At 46.5% G+C, this 18,344-nt stretch carries 14 protein-coding genes and 1 pseudogene; 5 read left to right on the top strand and 10 right to left on the bottom strand.

Features of this window, described 5'->3' with window-relative positions:
• Window positions 1-39 precede the first annotated feature (39 nt).
• The 4 genes from FTU90_RS12440 to FTU90_RS12425 all read right to left on the bottom strand — a co-directional run bounded on the left by FTU90_RS12440 (window position 40) and on the right by FTU90_RS12425 (window position 5,475).
• A complete protein-coding gene (locus tag FTU90_RS12440) occupies window positions 40-828 on the bottom strand; it encodes a hydroxypyruvate isomerase family protein (protein WP_180072737.1) in 789 nt (262 codons plus the stop codon).
• A 40-nt stretch (window positions 829-868) separates the two neighbouring features.
• The gene (locus tag FTU90_RS12435; protein ID WP_159138805.1) at window positions 869-1,738 is read right to left on the bottom strand and encodes an NAD(P)-dependent oxidoreductase; all 870 of its coding nucleotides are present in this window, start codon (window positions 1,736-1,738) and stop codon (window positions 869-871) included.
• A 36-nt stretch (window positions 1,739-1,774) separates the two neighbouring features.
• Window positions 1,775-2,563: a crotonase/enoyl-CoA hydratase family protein gene (locus FTU90_RS12430; protein ID WP_100329837.1), complete on the bottom strand. Its 789-nt coding sequence runs from the start codon at window positions 2,561-2,563 to the stop codon at window positions 1,775-1,777.
• A 104-nt stretch (window positions 2,564-2,667) separates the two neighbouring features.
• Window positions 2,668-5,475: an ATP-binding protein gene (locus FTU90_RS12425; RefSeq protein WP_159138806.1), complete on the bottom strand. Its 2,808-nt coding sequence runs from the start codon at window positions 5,473-5,475 to the stop codon at window positions 2,668-2,670.
• 366 nt (window positions 5,476-5,841) lie between these two features.
• Between FTU90_RS12425 and cysM the strand changes: the two genes are divergently transcribed.
• The 5 genes from cysM to FTU90_RS12400 all read left to right on the top strand — a co-directional run bounded on the left by cysM (window position 5,842) and on the right by FTU90_RS12400 (window position 12,098).
• On the top strand, window positions 5,842-6,771 hold the full coding sequence (cysM, locus tag FTU90_RS12420) for a cysteine synthase CysM (RefSeq protein WP_005098086.1): 930 nt from the start codon (window positions 5,842-5,844) through the stop codon (window positions 6,769-6,771).
• Window positions 6,772-6,789: 18 nt separating this feature from the next.
• The gene (locus FTU90_RS12415) at window positions 6,790-7,608 is read left to right on the top strand and encodes a 3'-5' exonuclease (protein WP_005098085.1); all 819 of its coding nucleotides are present in this window, start codon (window positions 6,790-6,792) and stop codon (window positions 7,606-7,608) included.
• Window positions 7,609-7,614: 6 nt separating this feature from the next.
• Window positions 7,615-8,991, top strand: a complete 1,377-nt coding sequence (gene rlmD, locus FTU90_RS12410; RefSeq protein ID WP_005098083.1) for a 23S rRNA (uracil(1939)-C(5))-methyltransferase RlmD — start codon at window positions 7,615-7,617, stop codon at window positions 8,989-8,991.
• Window positions 8,992-9,035: 44 nt separating this feature from the next.
• Complete coding sequence (locus FTU90_RS12405; protein WP_005098082.1) at window positions 9,036-11,345, top strand: bifunctional (p)ppGpp synthetase/guanosine-3',5'-bis(diphosphate) 3'-pyrophosphohydrolase; 2,310 nt, start codon at window positions 9,036-9,038, stop codon at window positions 11,343-11,345.
• A gap of 99 nt (window positions 11,346-11,444) precedes the next feature.
• A complete protein-coding gene (locus FTU90_RS12400; RefSeq protein WP_159138807.1) occupies window positions 11,445-12,098 on the top strand; it encodes a hypothetical protein in 654 nt (217 codons plus the stop codon).
• 47 nt (window positions 12,099-12,145) lie between these two features.
• On the opposite strand, the gene secF is transcribed toward FTU90_RS12400, so the two are convergent.
• From secF to FTU90_RS12370, 6 genes and pseudogenes are all read right to left on the bottom strand, one after another.
• Window positions 12,146-13,120 (bottom strand): protein translocase subunit SecF, encoded by a 975-nt coding sequence (gene secF / locus FTU90_RS12395; RefSeq protein WP_171509130.1) that lies wholly within the window; start codon window positions 13,118-13,120, stop codon window positions 12,146-12,148.
• 8 nt (window positions 13,121-13,128) lie between these two features.
• Window positions 13,129-15,027 carry a protein translocase subunit SecD gene (gene secD / locus FTU90_RS12390; protein ID WP_005168609.1) on the bottom strand — a complete coding sequence of 633 codons (1,899 nt, stop codon included), beginning with the start codon at window positions 15,025-15,027 and terminating at the stop codon, window positions 13,129-13,131.
• A gap of 51 nt (window positions 15,028-15,078) precedes the next feature.
• The gene (gene yajC / locus FTU90_RS12385; RefSeq protein ID WP_005098077.1) at window positions 15,079-15,408 is read right to left on the bottom strand and encodes a preprotein translocase subunit YajC; all 330 of its coding nucleotides are present in this window, start codon (window positions 15,406-15,408) and stop codon (window positions 15,079-15,081) included.
• Between the two features lie 101 nt (window positions 15,409-15,509).
• Complete coding sequence (gene tgt, locus FTU90_RS12380; protein ID WP_005098076.1) at window positions 15,510-16,640, bottom strand: tRNA guanosine(34) transglycosylase Tgt; 1,131 nt, start codon at window positions 16,638-16,640, stop codon at window positions 15,510-15,512.
• Window positions 16,641-16,759: 119 nt separating this feature from the next.
• Window positions 16,760-17,610, bottom strand: a pseudogene (locus tag FTU90_RS12375) (hypothetical protein).
• A gap of 111 nt (window positions 17,611-17,721) precedes the next feature.
• Complete coding sequence (locus tag FTU90_RS12370; protein WP_005098074.1) at window positions 17,722-18,291, bottom strand: LemA family protein; 570 nt, start codon at window positions 18,289-18,291, stop codon at window positions 17,722-17,724.
• Between the last annotated feature and the right edge of the window lie 53 nt (window positions 18,292-18,344).

Raw genomic sequence — 18,344 nt, 5'->3', positions numbered from 1 at the left:
CGGTTTTAGTGCTGAATTTCAAATGAAGCCGCAGTCCACTCAGTCATGCTCCGGAAAGAACTCAGCTTTCCAGACAAAGGAGTCATTGGAATGCTGCATCGGCTTATATTCGGCAGCGACATAAGCTTGATATTGACTATGTTTTAACCACTGAAATATATCATGATATTGAATAGACGCCGTATTGGGTTGATGTCGTCCCGGACAATCCGCAAACTGGATATGACCAATCAGGTGAATATTTTCTTTTAAATTTTCCAGTACATCTTCGCCCATCATCGCCATGTGATAGCAGTCATACTGCATTTTTAAGGCCGGATGATTGACCGCTTCCAGCATTTCCTGAGCTTGTGCAACATTTTGAATCAAAAAATGTGGCATATCGGTGCCATTGACCATTTCAAAGACCGGTTCAATTTGATGCTCGAGCAGCATTGAACAGGCTATTTTCAGATTACTTGCCAGCGTATTCAGGCAGGGCAACAGGTCACAATCCAGAGGCTGTTTGCCGGCCAGAATATTGACCCGAGGTACATTTAAGGCCGTGGCATACTGGATAGCTTGTTCAACAGCATGACGGAACTCGATTTCCCGCCCCGGGATACCGGCCAGGCCATGGCCGCCCTGCATTAAATCACCGGCAGGCACATTAATCAGGCATAAGTTCAGTTGATGGATGCTGAGCTGATTTTGAATCTGGCCAATCGTCAATTCATAAGGAAACTGGATTTCGACATGATTAAAGCCCTGTGCTCGAGCCAGCGCGAAGCGTTCGATGAGTGGCACTTCGGTAAAAATCATCGACAGGTTAACGGCAAGTTTAATCATGTATTTTCCTTATACATTCAGGGTATTACAAAAGTAAAAATTATGCGTGCTTGAGCTGTTGAATCACAGTGGCCAGATCGGCCTCGGCAAAGCCCTGGGCCTGATGGATTTGCAGCTGTGATAAGGCCTGAGTCGCGACCGGAACATTCAGATCAAAGCTTTGGGCCAGTTGCACGGCATTGTTCAGATCTTTAGATAAGGTCTGCACTTTCCATTGCACCGGTTCGAAAGTTTGTGTGGCCATACGTGGTGCCAGAATCTGGAAAGGTTTGGAATCGGCAAAACCACCTGCCAAGGCAGGTGCCAGTAGGCGTGTATCTACACCTGCAAGGCCCGCCAATGCCACTGCTTCCGCGATCAGGGTACTATTGGCTGCGACAATGAGCTGATTACAAATTTTGGTCGCCTGACCAGTACCGGTGTCGCCCATACGGGTGACGCGCTGTGAAAGTGCTGCATAAATTGGGTCAAGATGTTCAATCATTGCGGCATCACCACCGGCAAAAATCACCAGACTGCCTTGTTCAGCACCTGCGGTACCGCCTGAAACTGGGGAATCAATCCAGCTCACCTGTTTGGCCTGTGCTTGTGCTGCAAGCGCGTGAGTTTGCTGCACCGAAAGGCTGGAAAAATCCACAATGATTTGATCGGCAACCAAATACGGCGCGATCTGCTCAAAGACCGATTGCACCGCCTGATCATCTGCCAAGCAAGTCAAAATCACTGGATAATCCGCAATCTGATTCAAAGACAGCGCAGTTGCACCCAAGTCGATTAAGGGATGGCAAGCCGCCGGGGTACGGTTCCATACCGCAACCTGAAAACCTGCATGTAGTAGACGGGTCGCCATCCGGCGTCCCATCAGGCCCATACCCAAAAAGGCAATCTTAGTATCGCGATTTAACTGCATGCTTTTTCTTATTCCTTGCTTGGACTCTAACTCGATTTAGTTATATTGGCGTGGCACGAACTGGACTTCCGGATTCTTGTCCTTTTTACGAGCCAGCTGGCTGTTTTTACCTAGCAATAATTTCAGCTGCCAGATTTTTTCCATACGTAAAGATTTATTTGGACGATGCTGCATGGCATCCAGTACAAACTTAGAGGCCATCAGGGCATCCGGAGAGCGTTGCAGCATTTCCTCAGCCAATGCTTGTGCGCGTGCCAGTGGTTCTTGATCCACATGGGTAACCAGACCAATCTCTTTGGCATAGGCACCGTCAAAAATCCGGGCAGTCAAAGTCAGTTCTTTGGCCAGATCAATCCCAATCAGGCCTTTCAGCGAACGGCTGAGCCCCATATCTGGTACCAGTCCCCAACGGGTTTCCATAATCGACATTTTGGTATCAGGATGTGCAATACGGATATCTGCGGCCAGAGCAAGCTGCATACCAGCGCCAAAACAGAAGCCCTGCATCGCAGCGATCACCGGCACCGGTAATTCCTGCCAGACCAGAAAGGCTTTCTGGAACAGGCTCTGACCCGGACGGATTAACTCCCAGGCCGCATAGGCACGATTTTTAGGATTATTTAAATCGGCCAGATCAATGCCGGCACTAAACACCTGCGCTTCACCGGTTAAAATGACGCAACGGATACTTTTATCTTTTTTGATTTTCTGCGCAGTCGCAACCAGTTCACGCAGCAGGGCAAAGCTCATGGCATTGCGTTTATCCGGGCGATTCAGTGTAACTGTGGCAATGCCGTTATTTTTTTCCAAGCGCACGAGTGACATGGCATTCTTCCTTATTTTCCTGAGCCGAGCATAACATGCGGCCCGTGAGCTTACATGACAGCTCAGTCATACTTTCTAAGTCACGGACTGAGCAGCTTCAAGTTTTAATTCAAATGTTGTTTCAGAATTTGCTGGGCGGCCTGTTCAACTTGTTCGACCACGGCTTTAAGTTCATCAAAATGTTTCAGCACGTCTTGAACAAAGTTTTCGTCGGCCTTGCGACGTTCTTTACGCAGGGTTGAAACGAACTGTTCAAATCCGCCCGTGACTTTCTGCAAAGTCGGTGCGCCGACATAGCGGGTTGCACCATATAAACGATGCAAGACATGTTCCAGTTGCGGGAAATCTTCCAGTTCAATTAACTGCTGCATTTCAGTGAGTTCATCGGCAAAACTGTCGACCAGCATGCGCAACAGGTCTACTGCCAGATCTTCCTTATTGGCTGCCAGTTGCAGGCTTTGCTGCCAGTCCAGAATATTCGGATCCAGTGCATCAATCACATGGGCGCGTTCCAGCACTGGAAGCCGTTTAAAATGTTCGGTGGTCCAGTGGGTCAGAATCTGCACAATCTGCTCGATCTGGATCGGCTTGGTGACATAATCATCCATGCCATTTTGCAGCAGCTTATGTTTTTCATCTGACAGCGCATGTGCAGTCAGGGCAATAATCGGCAGTCGGTTATGGTTTTCAAAGGTCGATTCCAGTGAGCGAATCGCACGTGTGGTATCAATTCCCGACATCACCGGCATCTGAATATCCATAAAGACCAGATCAAAAGCCGGCTGTTTCTGCTCATAACGGCGCTGGATGATATCAATCGCTTCCTGTCCGCTCAGGGCTTTGCTGGTGGTGACATTCAGTTCAGCGAGTAATGCTTCCAGAACAATCAGGTTGGGCAAATGGTCATCGACGGCCAGAATATGCAGACCCTGACCATTAAAGTCTTCATGCTGTTCCTGATCGAAGACCGGTTGATTGCCCAGCAGCTGAATCAAGGCACTGCGGCTGAGTGGCTGATGCAGAGCACGGGCACGATGGTCGTTCAGCATGCTTGGATCGAGTTGCATCTGATAACCATATACGGCCAAATGACCCTGATAACGCGAGCGGATCTCGCGTAACAGGACTTCGCTGTCGCCACTATGATCGACGATGAGCCAGGTGTTTTCAGAATTCTGTAGATGATTCAGGCGGCTAAACAGATCCAGAATCGATGCGCATTCAATATGCTTGACCTGATAATTTTCCAGATAATGACGCAAGACGTTCGCGGTTGCCGGATGGGCCAGATAAGACACCACCGTCAATTCATTGAAATCTGGATGTTCAATTACAGTATCTTCATCGACCAGGAATTGTGCAGTAAACCAGAAAGTTGAGCCTTTTTCGGTTGGGGCACGTTCCTGATTATCTTCAAAACCAATCTGGCCATGCATCAGGCTGACCAGCTGTTTGGAAATGGCCAGCCCCAGCCCTGTACCGCCAAACTGACGGGTGACCGAAGTATCGCCCTGTGAGAAAGACTCGAATAATTTTTTACGATCGGTACCACTCAGGCCAATGCCGCTGTCCTGTACACTAAAATGCAAGACACATCGATCGATGCCATCATGTTCCATGCGTGCCCGGACAATAATTTCGCCATCCGGAGTGAACTTGATTGCATTGGAAATCAGGTTGGTCAGAATCTGCTTAAAACGTAAGGCATCGCCAATCACATGTTTCGGTACACTGTCCGCATAGTAAAACGCCATATCAATATGTTTTTGCGCGGCCAGTGGCGAGAGCATGTCCATCACATCAAAAATGGCTTCTTCCAGATCAAAAGCTGCTGTTTCCAGTTCCAGTTTGCCGGCATCAATTTTGGAAAAGTCCAGTACATCATTAATCAGTGCCAGCAAATGCGCCGAAGATTTACGAATGGTCTGCAAATATAAGCTTTGCTCATTGCTGAGATTGCCCTGACGCAAGAGCAGATGAATAAAGCCATCAATACTGTTTAGCGGGGTACGTAGCTCATGGGAAATGTTGGCCAGAAATACCGACTTGGCCTGATTGGCCGAGATTGCCTGGTCACGTGCCTGACGGTAGGTAATATTCTGGACTTCCAACGTGTCCAGAGTACGGCGTAAATCATCTTCGGTCTGTTCGGTATGTTCGCGCAGTTCCAGAAAGCTGAAATGCAGACGTTTCACCACATTGGCGATATCACGCTGCAATAAACGCAGTTCTCCAGTGCTGTTAATCACCATATGCTGACCCAGGGTGTCGGCATTCAGGCGTTGCAGCTGCATGCGAATTTCATACATCGGTGCAATCCAGCGCCGTGAGTAGAAATTCAGACAGAGTAATAACAGCAATAAGGTCAACAGACCGGTCGCAATCAACACGATCAAGACCCGGTAACGGGCAATTTCCAGCGGCTGATTATCCAGTTCAATTGCCAGCCAGCCTTTAGAAAAACTGTTTTCATTCACTTTAATGGCATAAATATGATTGTCTTTATGCAGAATCGGGCCAATAAAGTTACCGCTTTTATCAAAATCGGGCCAAGCGGCCTGTTCCTGAAAGCCGATACCTAAACGATTCTTGCCACTGTCATCCAGAATGGCTGCCCGAACCAGATGTTTTTCATTGAGCATATTCTGCATGGCATTGTGGGCCTGATCATATTGCCAGGGATACAGGCTTAAAATATCCAGTGCATACTCAGACGTGCCTTGAAAACGCGTCATAATGGCAATTGCCATCTGCTTTTGCTGGGCACGTGCGGCATTCGAGGTTTCAGTCAACACCAGCATCGCGCCAACACAGGCCAAAATAGTAATCGGCACAAAAATCAGCGCAATCAACTGTCCATAGGCGTGATTTAAGTGTAGGCGTTTAAACAGCTTTTTATTGATCGTTGACATGATTTAAGCAGTATTTTCTTTATGTCTGGCATATTAGCATGCTTTAAATCGACAGTTAAAATTTAAGCATTATTTTTATAAGGGTTCAGATCAACCTTTAAAAATACAAGAGATTTCAGTTAAATGATTGCTGAAATACAGTGAAAAGCGGGCGATGAAGACTTCAGTCGTCTGAAAGTCCGGGGCTGAAAATAACGCTTTTATATTCACAGCTGAGCTGCTTGATCTTGCTAAATCACAGGGAAATGAAGTTTATAGCAGGATACTGAGTCTGTTTTAGAGAGTTTCCTGAAAAAGCAGTGCTAAATGGATGCAGGGAAAAGCATTTTTTCATACAATAGCCGCACCTCGATATAGGTGCACACAATGAGTAATACCACCCCCGATTTTCAAGCAGATGAATTTTTGTTAGACCACTATGTCGGCAAAACGCCACTGGTGCGTTTACAGCGTCTGGTAAGTCACACTCAAGCTACAGTACTCGCGAAACTCGAAGGCAATAATCCGGCAGGATCGGTCAAAGACCGTCCGGCCTATAATATGATCATGCAGGCCGAGAAGCGTGGACAGATCAAGCCGGGTGATACCCTGATTGAAGCAACGAGCGGAAATACGGGGATTGCATTGGCGATGGTCGCAGCGATGCGTGGCTATAAAATGAAGCTGATCATGCCGAACAATATGAGTCAGGAACGTAAGGATGCGATGCGTGCTTATGGTGCCGAGCTGATTGAAGTTACCAAAGAACAAGGCATGGAAGGTGCACGTGATCTGGCCGCTCAAATGCAAAATGATGGCGTGGGTCTGGTACTGAATCAGTTTGGCAATCCGGATAATGTCGAAGCACATTATCTGACTACAGGTCCTGAAATCTGGCAGCAAACCGGTGGCAAGATTACCCACTTTGTCAGTTCTATGGGTACAACCGGCACTATTATGGGTGTCTCGAAATATCTGAAGGAAATGAATCCGGAGATTCAGATCGTGGGTTTACAGCCATCTGATGGTTCAAGCATTGCCGGAATCCGTCGCTGGCCGGAAGAATATCTGCCGACCATTTTTGATCGCAGTCGCGTGGATCGTATTATCGATATTCCACAAATTGAAGCTGAAAAAACCATGCGTAAGCTGGCGCAGAAAGAAGGCATCAGTGCTGGTACTTCATCTGGTGGTGCAGTGTGGGCTTCCATAAAGCTGGCGGAAGAACATCCGGATGCCGTCATTGTGTGTATTATTTGTGACCGTGGTGACCGTTACTTGTCTACAGGGTTATTCTCTGTGCAAGATTCTGAATAATTATTTGAGCACTGTGTTATGCGCCTGCCTGTTTTAACTTTCGATATTGAAACCCAAACCGATCTCAAATCAGGCGCGCATTTATTTGGTCTGGACTTGCCTGAAGCAGATCTGGATCAGGCCCTGACCAAACTGCGCCGTCAGGATTCAGGCTCTGATTTTCAGCGTCCGCCCTTGCATGAAATTGTCTGTATTTCCGGTTTATGGATCGATGAGCAGGGCATGAAGCTGTTTTCTTTTAGCCGGGAACAGCATTCTGAAGCGGAAATTTTAAGAAAATTCTTATCGATTTTTGATAAGCGTCATCCGACGCTGGTCAGCTGGAATGGTTCACAGTTTGATTTACCGGTGATTTTATACCGTGCCATGTATCATGGACTCTCTGCACCGAGTCTATTCGATCAGGGCGAAATTGACACGCAAAAGCGTTATAATAACTACCAGAATCGTTACCATCATCGTCATGTCGACTTAATGGATGTGATGGCCATGTTCCATGCGCGTCATTTCCAGAAGCTGGACGATGTTGCACATTTGCTGGGTTATCCGGGTAAACGCGGTGACGGGGCCTATCGGGTTCCTGAATATGTCCGCAATCAGCAATGGACCGAACTGACCTCTTATTGTGAAGGCGATGTGCTGAATACCTGGCTGGTCTATATCCGCTGGCTGTTGTTAAAAGGACAGCTGTTATTGCCGGATTATCAGCATTTGCTGCACAGTACGATTCAATATTTGCATACCCAACCGCAGCATGCGGACTTTTTATCGGTTTGGCGTGAAACGTCACAAAGAACTGACTTTACCCGTTTTGATTTTCCAACTCCCACATCCTAGGTTTTCATGAAGCATCGAGCACACACACGTCCTACCCAGCAACCCGAGTACATTTTTCAGGTTGAGTCACTTTCGCATGAGGGACGTGGCATCGCTCATTATGGTTCACACCCGGATCATCCACCGCATAAACACGGCAAGAAAGTCTTTATCCGTTATGCCTTGCCCGGTGAAACCGTGCGTGCTCGCATTACCCGTGAAGTTAAAAAACTGGAAGAAGCTGACAGTCTTGAATTACTCAGCGAAGCTTCCGAAATTCGCGTCAAGCCGATCTGTGCACATTTTGGGGTCTGTGGCGGCTGTAATATGCAGCATATCGCAGCCGATGCACAGATTGAACTAAAACAGAATGTGCTGAAATCGCATTTACAGCATTTTGCTGGCATCCAGCCTGTGCAGTGGCTTGCACCGCTACGTTCCGAGCGTGAAGATTATCGCCGTAAAGCCCGGATCGGAGTGCGTTATCTGCCGGCTAAAGACACATTGGTGGTGGGTTTTCGTGAGAATCAAAGCAATAAATTAACCTCGATTGATCGCTGCATGATTCTGGATCGTGAATTTGGATCGCTTACAAGCCTTAAACAATTGCTGCAAAGTCTCAATGGCAAGGCTGACATTGGTCATATAGAATTGGCCATGGGGGATCAGGATATTGCCTTACTGGTGCGTGAAACTGCAAAATTATCAGTGGCTGATGTCAACCAATTGCGCGAATTTACGTTACAGAAAGGCTGGCAACTGTATGTGCAGCCTGCCGGCAAAGATACACTCTCGCGAATTGATGCTCCAGATGCCGCGGCGCGCTTGCACTATAGTCTTGATGACTTTGATGTGAAATTCGGTTTTAATCCTGTGGACTTCACTCAGGTGAATTCGACTATCAATCCGCAAATGGTAGCGCTGGCATGTAATTTGCTACAGTTGCAACAGGGTGAGCGGGTTCTGGATCTATTTTGTGGATTAGGAAACTTTTCTCTAGCACTGGCACGCTGTGTAGGCACATCCGGTCAGGTGATTGCGGTGGAAGGGAGTGAAGAAATGGTGCAACGCGGTGCGGAAAATGCCAAAAATAATGGTATTGCCCAAGTTGCTTTTTATTCACAAGATTTAACCAAAGATTTCTCGCACCAGACTTGGGCAAATCAAGGTTTTGATGCATTATTGATTGACCCGCCACGTGCTGGCGCAGAAGAAGTCATGCATTATCTTCCTCAGTTTGGCGCAAAAAGAATCGTTTATGTGTCATGTAATCCTGCGACACTCGCAAGAGATGCAGGGCTCTTGGTACAACAGGGTTATCGCCTCACTCAAGCCGGAGTGATGGATATGTTCACGCATACTGGGCATGTTGAATCGATTGCATTGTTCGAAAAAGAAAATTAAATGAACGATTGAAGAAATGATGTATTTACAAGTAGGAGAAGGGTATGGTCACAGTACGTGAGCAACTCCCTGGACGACTCAATGAGTTGTCACAGGAGACGACTGTAGAACATGCCGAACAAGCACACCACGATCTGACTGAGTGGTTGGATCGGGTTCGTGGCATATTAGATGGGGCACCTTTACAGCAGCTCGAAGAAGTCGCCCACTTAACATTAGAAAGAGAGCTGCAAAGTACGGTTCAGCATCGTTCCAATACCTTTTATACCGGTATTGAGATGGCAGATATTTTGGCACATCTGCATGTCGATGAAGATACCCTGTCTGCGGCCATGCTCTATCGTTCGGTGCGTGAAGGCGTCATGCCACTGACTGAAGTGTTAGAAAAATTTGGTGAGCAAGTGCATAGCCTGGTCAAGGGCACGCTGGCCATGGGTAAACTGTCTGAACTGATCGAAAAAAATAAACGTCTGGAAGACCATTTCGATAATAATCAGCGTGAACATCTGTCCGGCATTTATAAAATGCTGATTTCAGTGACTGAAGATGTGCGTGTGGTTCTGGTGAAGTTGGCAGAGCGTACCTATGCCTTGCGTGAGCTGACCAATTCCTCGCGTGAACGTCAGGAGCGGGTTGCCCGAGAAATTCTGACGATCTACTCACCACTGGCGCACCGTTTAGGCATCGCCCAGTTAAAGTGGGAACTGGAAGACTTGGCCTTCCGTTATCTTGCGCCAGAACGTTATAAAGAAATTGCTTCTTTACTGAATGAAAAACGTTTAGAGCGAGAGCAATATATTCAATTCGTGATTGATAAATTACGCAATGAATTGTCTGAATATGGCATCGAAGCTGAAATTAACGGACGCGTAAAACACATTTATTCGATTTATCGAAAAATGAAAAGCAAGAGCCTGAGTTTTGACCAGCTCTATGATATTCGTGCCTTAAGGGTATTGGTCAAGAGCGTACCGGAGTGTTACCACAGTTTAGGGATTGTACATCAGATCTGGCGACATATTCCGCATCAGTTTGATGACTATATTACCAATCCAAAAGCCAATGGCTATCGTTCCCTGCATACGGCTGTAATTGCCGAGAACAAATCACTTGAAGTGCAGATTCGTACTTACAGCATGCATGAAGAAGCAGAGCTGGGGGTGTGTTCGCACTTTAATTATAAAGAAGGCTCGAAAACCACCGATCATTCTTTTAACCATCGTTTGCATTCCTTACGCGCAGTTCTCGAGCATTATCAGGAACGCAATGAGTCCAGTGCACATAAAGAAGCAGAAGATGAAATCGAAAACTTCGAACATATTCAAGACTTCGAAGGCTTCGAAAAAATTTATGTGTTTAGTCGTGATGGTGATATCAAAGAGTTGCCGCGTGATTCAACTGTGCTCGACTTTGCTTATCATGTGCATACCGAAGTTGGTAACAAATGCTATGCCGCGCGTGTCAATCAGCGCTATGTGCCACTGACCTATACCCTGAAAACCGGGGAACAGGTCGAGATTCTGACCAAAAAAGACCGTGAGCCGAATCGGGACTGGCTGGTTAACTCTCTGGGTTATATCAAGACTGCACGTGCGCGCGACAAGTTGCGCCACTGGTTCCGTCAACAGGACCGCAGTAAAAACCTGGAAGTCGGCCGTGAAGTGCTGAATAAAGAATTGTCACGTCTGGCGATTCATCCAAAATCGATCGATTTGAGTGATTATTGCAATCATTTTAATGTCAAAACTGGTGATGACATTCTGGTGAATCTGGTCAATGGTGATATCAGCCTGCATGCCTTGATTAATCAGGTGAATCGTCATATGCATCTGGATCAGGATGAACCTGAGCTGGTGCTGAAGCCAGCGCTGAATCCGCGTGCCAGTCATACCCTGTCAGCGCACGGTATTCTGATTGACGGGCTGGATAACGTAGAGCTGCATGTCGCGCAATGTTGCCAACCGGTGCATGGTGAGTCGATCGCTGGCTATATCACCCTGAATCGTGGGGTAAGCATTCATAAGGTGGCTTGTCCGGACTATGTGCGCATGATCACCCAAGAGCCTGAACGTGCGGTAGAAGCCGACTGGGAAATGCAGCCGACTCGTGGCCAGAGCGTACAGATTGTGGTGGAAGCCTATGATCGACGTGGTCTGCTCAAAGATTTGACGCAAGTGATTTTCTCCGATCAGATCAATATCCGTCAGGTCAATACCATTTCGGAAGCGGATGGTATCGCCAATATGAAGCTGTTGATTGAAGTCAAAGGCCTGGCGCAACTTTCCAAGCTGCTGGCTCGTCTTGAGCAGCAACCGGGGATTATTAGTGCCCGTCGTCTGGTACAGGGTACTTAAATTCCTATGAAATCAGTTGAAAAGCCTGCAATTTGATTGCGGGCTTTTTTATTGTAAGGTATTTGAATAAAATGGATAAAAAAAGATCAGTAGATGGATATGAGTGCGCCAGAAATATTTGAACGAAGACGACATCATCTGACAAAAGTGATTGATCAGCTGATTGACACCCAGCAATTTAAAACCGGCAAAGAGATCTGCGAGCATTTTGGCTTGTCTGCTGCCTATATCGCACAGTTACTGAATAGCAAACGTCAGATCGGGGAGAAGGCGGCAAGGGAACTGGAACAGCAGCTTGGCTTAGCCCGTTTAATTCTGGATCAGACGGTCGAGCCGAAGATTGAACTTGCTACAGCTATAGAACAGGTCGCTTTGTTTCAGATGCAGGTGGTACAGCAGCAGGCCTTTAAACTCAATCCCATAGATTCTACGGTTTCGTTCAATCCGGATATTTTTCATCTGCAAGCACAGCATTATGCGATTCAGGTGGCAGAGCGCTATTATTTTCCCAGTCTGAAACCGGACTGGTGGCTGGTTTGTGATAAAGAGTTGCCAGTTTTGGGGATGTGCTGTGTGTATCTGGCCAACGGCTTGCAGCTCATTTTAGAAGAGTTGGGCGAAGCTCAGGATGTTTATGAATTTCGAAGTCTGGATGAAAATCGGAAAGTCATTTTCCAAAAAACAGATATTGAAAAAATCCATCCAGTGATTGCGATTCTGCCGGCTACTTCAACATTCAAACAGCAGAAATAATTCAGCCCATCCTAGGACGGGCTGAACGATGAAAATGAAATATCAGATTAGGGAATCTGGTTTTCGTCTTCAAATTCTGGCTTGACTTGTACGATAAAGTCCTGACGGTTTAAACCACGCCAAAGTGCAAATCCAGTCCCGATATAGATTGAAGAGTAGGTACCGACAAAAACGCCGACAAACATCGCAATCGAGAACCATTTCAGGCCATCACCACCCATGAGCATCATTGCAACAACAACCAGCAATAGCGTCATAGAGGTATGAATGGTACGGCGTAAGGTTTCGGTCAGGGCAATGTTAATCACTTCAAGCGGTTCTGCACCCCGAATCTTACGGAAGTTCTCACGGATACGGTCAGAGACCACGATATTATCGTTCAGTGAGAAACCAATGATCGCAAGGAGTGCCGCAAGTACCGTCAGGTCAAATGGCCACTGCGTCATGGCAAAAATCCCGAGGGTCACCACGATGTCATGGAACAGCGACAGTACTGCACCGATCGCCAGTTTGAGCTCAAAGCGGATGGTGACATAGACCAGCATCAGTAAGAGCGCCAGTGCTACAGCACCAGCAGAACGAACATAAAGCTCGTTACCCACCTGTCCGCCGACCACATCAAGCTTCGGTACCTCTGCCGCATTATTTGGCAGCTGAACCGCTGCTGTGACCGCTTTGGTCAGGTCTTCAGCTTCAATGTCTTCCTGAACGGGCATACGTACCATCAGGTCGCGTTCTGAACCCAAAGTCTGCACCACGGCATCGTTGAAGCCAGCCTGGCTGAGTGCCTTGGAAACATCCTCCGGTTTGACCGGATTGGTATAGTTCAGCTCGGCTGCCACACCACCGGTAAAGTCCAGACCCAGGTTCAGACCTTTAGTGGCAATAAAGAACAGACTCGCAACCGTTAAGAAGATAGACAACAATGCCGCAGGCAAAGCAATCTTCATAAACGGAATGACGCGTTCGTCTTCAGGGCGACCATACTGTTTCTGATTCAGTTGAGTATTTTCAGTCATCATCGATCTCCTTAAATGCTCAACTTTTTCAAGTTACGTTTTTTGCCATAAATGATCTGTACCACGGCACGGGTCACTGTAATGGCAGTAAACATCGAGCAGACGATACCAATCATCAGGGTCACGGCAAAGCCTTTGATCGGACCTGTACCAATCGCGAACAGAATAAATGCAACCAGGAAGGTGGTGAGGTTCGAGTCGAAAATGGTGTTATAGGCTCGATCATAACCCGCCACGATCGCCTGTTTCGGCGAGGCACCCCATTTCATCTCTTCCCGTATTCGTTCACAGATCAGTACGTTGGCATCGACCGCCATACCGATGGTAATCACGATACCGGCAATACCAGGAAGGGTCAGAGAAGCACCAATCCATGACATGACGGTAAGAAGCATGGCCAGGTTAAAGACCAGAGCAAAGTTGGCAATCACACCAAACAGACGGAAGAATACCACCATCCAGATCGCCACCAGAATGAAGCCGATTTGCGTTGAAAGTACCCCTTTGTCGATGTTTTCCTGACCCAGACTTGGACCAATCACACGTTCTTCGACAAAGTACATTGGTGCAGCCAAAGCACCTGCACGTAGCATCAAGGCAAGTTCAGCAGCTTCCTGCGGAGAATCCAGACCAGTAATACGGAACTGAGAGCCGAGTACCGCCTGAATAGTTGCAGCATTAATCACGACAGATTCAGTATATGGGGTACGAACTTCAGTTTGAGTACCGGTCGCAGGGTCTTCCACATAGCTAATGCGCTGTTTGTTCTCGATGAACAGTACCGCCATACGTTTGCCAACCGCATTACGGGTCGCATCCGACATCAGTTTGCCGCCTGCGCTGTCTAGCGTAATGTTGACTTCAGCACCGCCGGTGTCCTGACTAAAGCCAGAAGATGCATTCTGAACACGTTCACCAGTCAAGATCCGGTTGCGGTTCAAAAGCAGCTGACGACCACTGTCCAGGGATTCATAAGCGAATACTTCTGTACCTGGTGGCAATGTGCCAGTCGCCTGACCGGTATATGGATCAATATATTGATCATTCAGGTCAGAAACCAGACGAAACTCAAGGTTTGCGGTACGACCCAAGACACGTTTTGCTTCTGCAGTATCCTGTACACCCGGCAATTCAACCACAATACGGTTGCTGCCTTGGGTTTGCACCAATGCTTCTGCCACACCCAACTCGTTAATACGGTTACGTAAGGTGGTCAAGTTCTGGTTGACTGCATAAGACTCGATTTCTTGCTTACGTACATCAGTATAAGTCAAACGTAAAGTCGAGCCGGTATCAGTCGCAACAGCCTGCTGGGTAAACTCATTGCCATTACGGCGCAAGAAGTCCATTGCTGCAGCACGATCATCGTTGCTGGCAAACTGCACCACAATGGTGTTGCTGCTTAAGTTCAGGCTATTAAATTTCAGGTTGTTATCACGCAACTGACGACGTAGGTCTGTCGCAGAGGTTTCCATGCGCTGCGCAATCGCTTTGTCCATGTCCACTTCGAGTAAGAAGTGAACACCGCCACGTAAATCCAGACCCAGCTTCATTGGCTTGGCACCAATTTTTTGCAGCCATTCCGGCGTGGTCGGGGCAAGGTTCAATGCAACCACGTAATCATCACCTAATCCGCGACGTAAAGCTTCTTTGGCTTTAAGTTGCAATTCACTTGAATCTACACGTAATAAGGCAGCATTGTTGCTAAAGCTATTGTCATGGGTGGCAATATTTTCAGTTGTTAAAATTTGCTCTGCTTTTTGTACGATGCTTGCATCAATTTGAGTACCGGCTTTGGCACCCGAAATCTGTACAGCAGGTTCATCTGGATACAAACTTGGCAGGGCATATAAGGTACTGATGACTAGTACAACTAGAATCAGTACATATTTCCATGCTGGGTAACGCATTTATTTTCTTCTTAAAATGAAAAAGTCGTGCAAGGGCACGACTATTTTTGATTAAAGGTTATTTAAAGTGCCTTCAGGAAGGACTGAAATCACACTCGCACGCTGAACTTTAACTTCTACGCCACGGTTCAATTCAACCACTGCGAAGTCACCTTCAATCTTGGTGATTTTGCCCATTAATCCGCCTGCAAAAACGACTTCACTGCCAACACCAAGGCTTTCAACCAAAGCACGATGTTCTTTGGCACGTTTAGATTGAGGGCGCCAGATCAAAAAATAGAAGATTGCAATAAAAACCGCAATCATCAAAAGGTTCGCCATCATGCTGGGTTGTTGTGCAGCTTCACCTGCAGCGTGAGCAGTCGAAATAAAAAGGCTCATTACATTTTCCTAAAATAAAAAAACTGGTGATCAACTTGATAATAAATTGACATATTCTTGCAATTTACATTGTCTTTTTCCTCAGCGCAAATGCTGATGGATTAATCTTGCGGGCAAGGGGGTACTTCCAGGCCACGACGGGCATAAAAGTCCTGCACAAACGCATCAAATGTACCGTTGTCCAAGGCATCACGCATGGATTCAGTCAAGCGCAGGTAATAACGCAAGTTATGAATGGTACCGAGCATCGAACCAAGCATTTCCCCACATTTTTCGAGGTGGAATAAATAAGCACGAGTGAAGTTGGTACAGGTGTAGCAATCGCAATGTGGATCAAGCGGGCTTTGATCGTGACGATATTTTGCATTACGGATCCGTACCAGACCATCTGTGACAAAATAATGACCATTACGTGCATTTCGGGTTGGCATCACGCAGTCAAACATATCGACACCACGGCGCACCGCTTCCACAATATCTTCAGGCTTGCCGACACCCATCAAATAGCGCGGTTTATCTGCCGGCATTTGTTCTGGAAGATAATCCAGTACCTTGATCATTTCCTCTTTAGGCTCGCCAACGGACAGACCGCCAATCGCGTAACCATCAAAGTCAATATCAAGCAGGCCTTTTAACGATTCTTCACGTAAGTCTTCATACATGCCACCCTGAATAATCCCAAACAGTGCATTACGGTTTTTCAGAACCTCATGATGTTGGGTTTTACAGCGCTTCGCCCAGCGCAAAGACAGTTGCAAGGATTTTTGCGCTTCTTCATGCGTCGCAGGGTAGGGCGTACATTCATCAAAAATCATCACAATGTCAGAGTTCAGCGTGTGCTGAATGTCCATTGAAATTTCAGGCGATAAAAATACTTTTGAACCATCGATGGGTGAGCGGAAGGTGACCCCTTCTTCTTTAATTTTACGCATTGCACCCAGACTGAATACCTGGAAGCCACCGGAATCGGTCAAAATGGGATTATTCCACTTCATAAATTCGTGCAGGCCACCATGTTCACGAATCACATCGAGTCCTGGACGTAAATACAAATGGAAGGTATTGCCCAAAATGACTTGAGACTTGATCTCTTTAATATCACGCGGCAACAGGCCTTTCACCGTACCGTAAGTGCCGACAGGCATAAACATCGGGGTTTCAACCACACCATGTTCAAGCGTTAAACGACCACGACGGGCGCGACCCGACTGACCTAATTTTTCAAACTTCATAGGAGTTCCACATCCAGGCGAAAAAACAGTTCGCTGCTAGTTCATAGCTAAAGGGCGCTATTTTCCTTGATTCTTACGCTAAACGCCAGCATTGTAGAGCATTCGCTCTGTAATTTTATTTATCGTTGAATAAATGCAAGATCAGGTGAAATAGTCGAATTTGCAGAAAACTGTTGCAAGCGCTGCTGGATATCTTCCCGGCTAAGAGCACAGCTGCCATCCGGTTCAGAGGCCATGGCGGCAATATGCTGGATCAGTTTCTGGATATAGATATTGCTGTCGATAAAGTAGGATTCCAAGGTCAGCAAATAGGCATCGTGCGCCACTTGCAGATAATCATAAGGCTCCATCACCAGCATTTGCTCCAGATCAATCAGAATGTCTTTGTCATTTTGCGAGAGTTTTAATCGCTTACTGATTTCAGAAAAAGGCTGGGCATGTCGGGAGGCTAGAAAGTTTTGCAATAAGGCACTTTCTGGGTTGAGTTCCAGTGCAGATCGGCGTTCAAATTCGGCCTGGTTTGGCAGGCTCAGGAAAAAAAGTATATTGCCCAGATCCAGACCATAGGCTTCGGAGAGGCGATATTTGGCCTGTTTGAATGTTTGCAGTAATAAATCCAGATGTGTTGTGTGGAGCTGTTGCTGTTCTAATAGCGGATGACCAAAACTATGCTGGGTTTTAAAATAATCAGCCAGCAAAGTTTTGAAGGGGATCAGTCCAGAGTCGGGCGCAGCTTGTGCCCGATAACGCCATTTTGGGACATTCCAGCGATCTTGTTCAGCCAGATATTGCCGCTGATCTTCCGGATCTTTAAAAATATGCATTCAGTCGAAATGGCCAGATCATCCAGCAGTAAAAATTCGTCAAAGACCAGACTACAGGCATAGATTCCATCGTCCTGATAATGGTCATAAAGCTGATAAAATTCTTCCACCAGCGTCTGCTCTAAGCGCTCTACATAATTCAGCATAATTTTTATTCTTTATTTTATTGGTTTTATAAAGGTGTAGCTTCATCCTGGGTCATTTTATTATAAGTTGAGTACGCCAGGATGAGAAAGTCGATCAGATGAGATAGTTGCTCAGTGAAAATTTGGACGATAGTCAAAACTCTGGGTTGCGCTCTGATCGCGAAAAGGGCGAACTGCTTTTTTTCCTAACAGCATATTATTAATCACATTGTGTGGAAAAATCTGGATCTGGTTATTAAACAGTTCCACATTGCGATTATAAATGGTAATTGCCGCACCGACATTTTCATTCTGTTCTTCAATTTCAGCCATCATTTTCAGATAAATGTCATTGGCTTTTAGCTCGGGATAGTTTTCAACCACTACATTGAGGCTATGCATGAGTTGTTTGTTCAGGCTTTCAATGCGCTGTAACTGAGAAATGTCGGCATCGTTGATATTTAAATTCATGATGTTCTGACGCAGTTCGGTGACTTTTTCCAGTGTGCCTTTTTCAAAAGAAGAATATTGCTCGACCAGCGGCTGCAGTCCATCCAGAATTTTCAGTTTCTGCCGTTCATAACTGGCAACATCCGACCAGGCGCGAATCGTCGCGTTGTGATGACGGACAATACTGTTGCGGATCATAATGATCAGCACAATCAGCGCAATAATAATCAAACATAAAACCAAAAATCCCATGCGAGATATCCCCAATTCATATTTATATTCTGAAAATATTGATTTAAAAAAAA

The sequence above is a fragment of the Acinetobacter sp. YH12200 genome (assembly GCF_013418175.1).
In the GTDB taxonomy this organism is placed as follows: Bacteria; Pseudomonadota; Gammaproteobacteria; order Pseudomonadales; family Moraxellaceae; genus Acinetobacter; species Acinetobacter pseudolwoffii.
The sequence above is the reverse complement of the archived record's forward strand: the minus strand, read 5'-3'. Positions and strand labels throughout refer to the sequence as shown.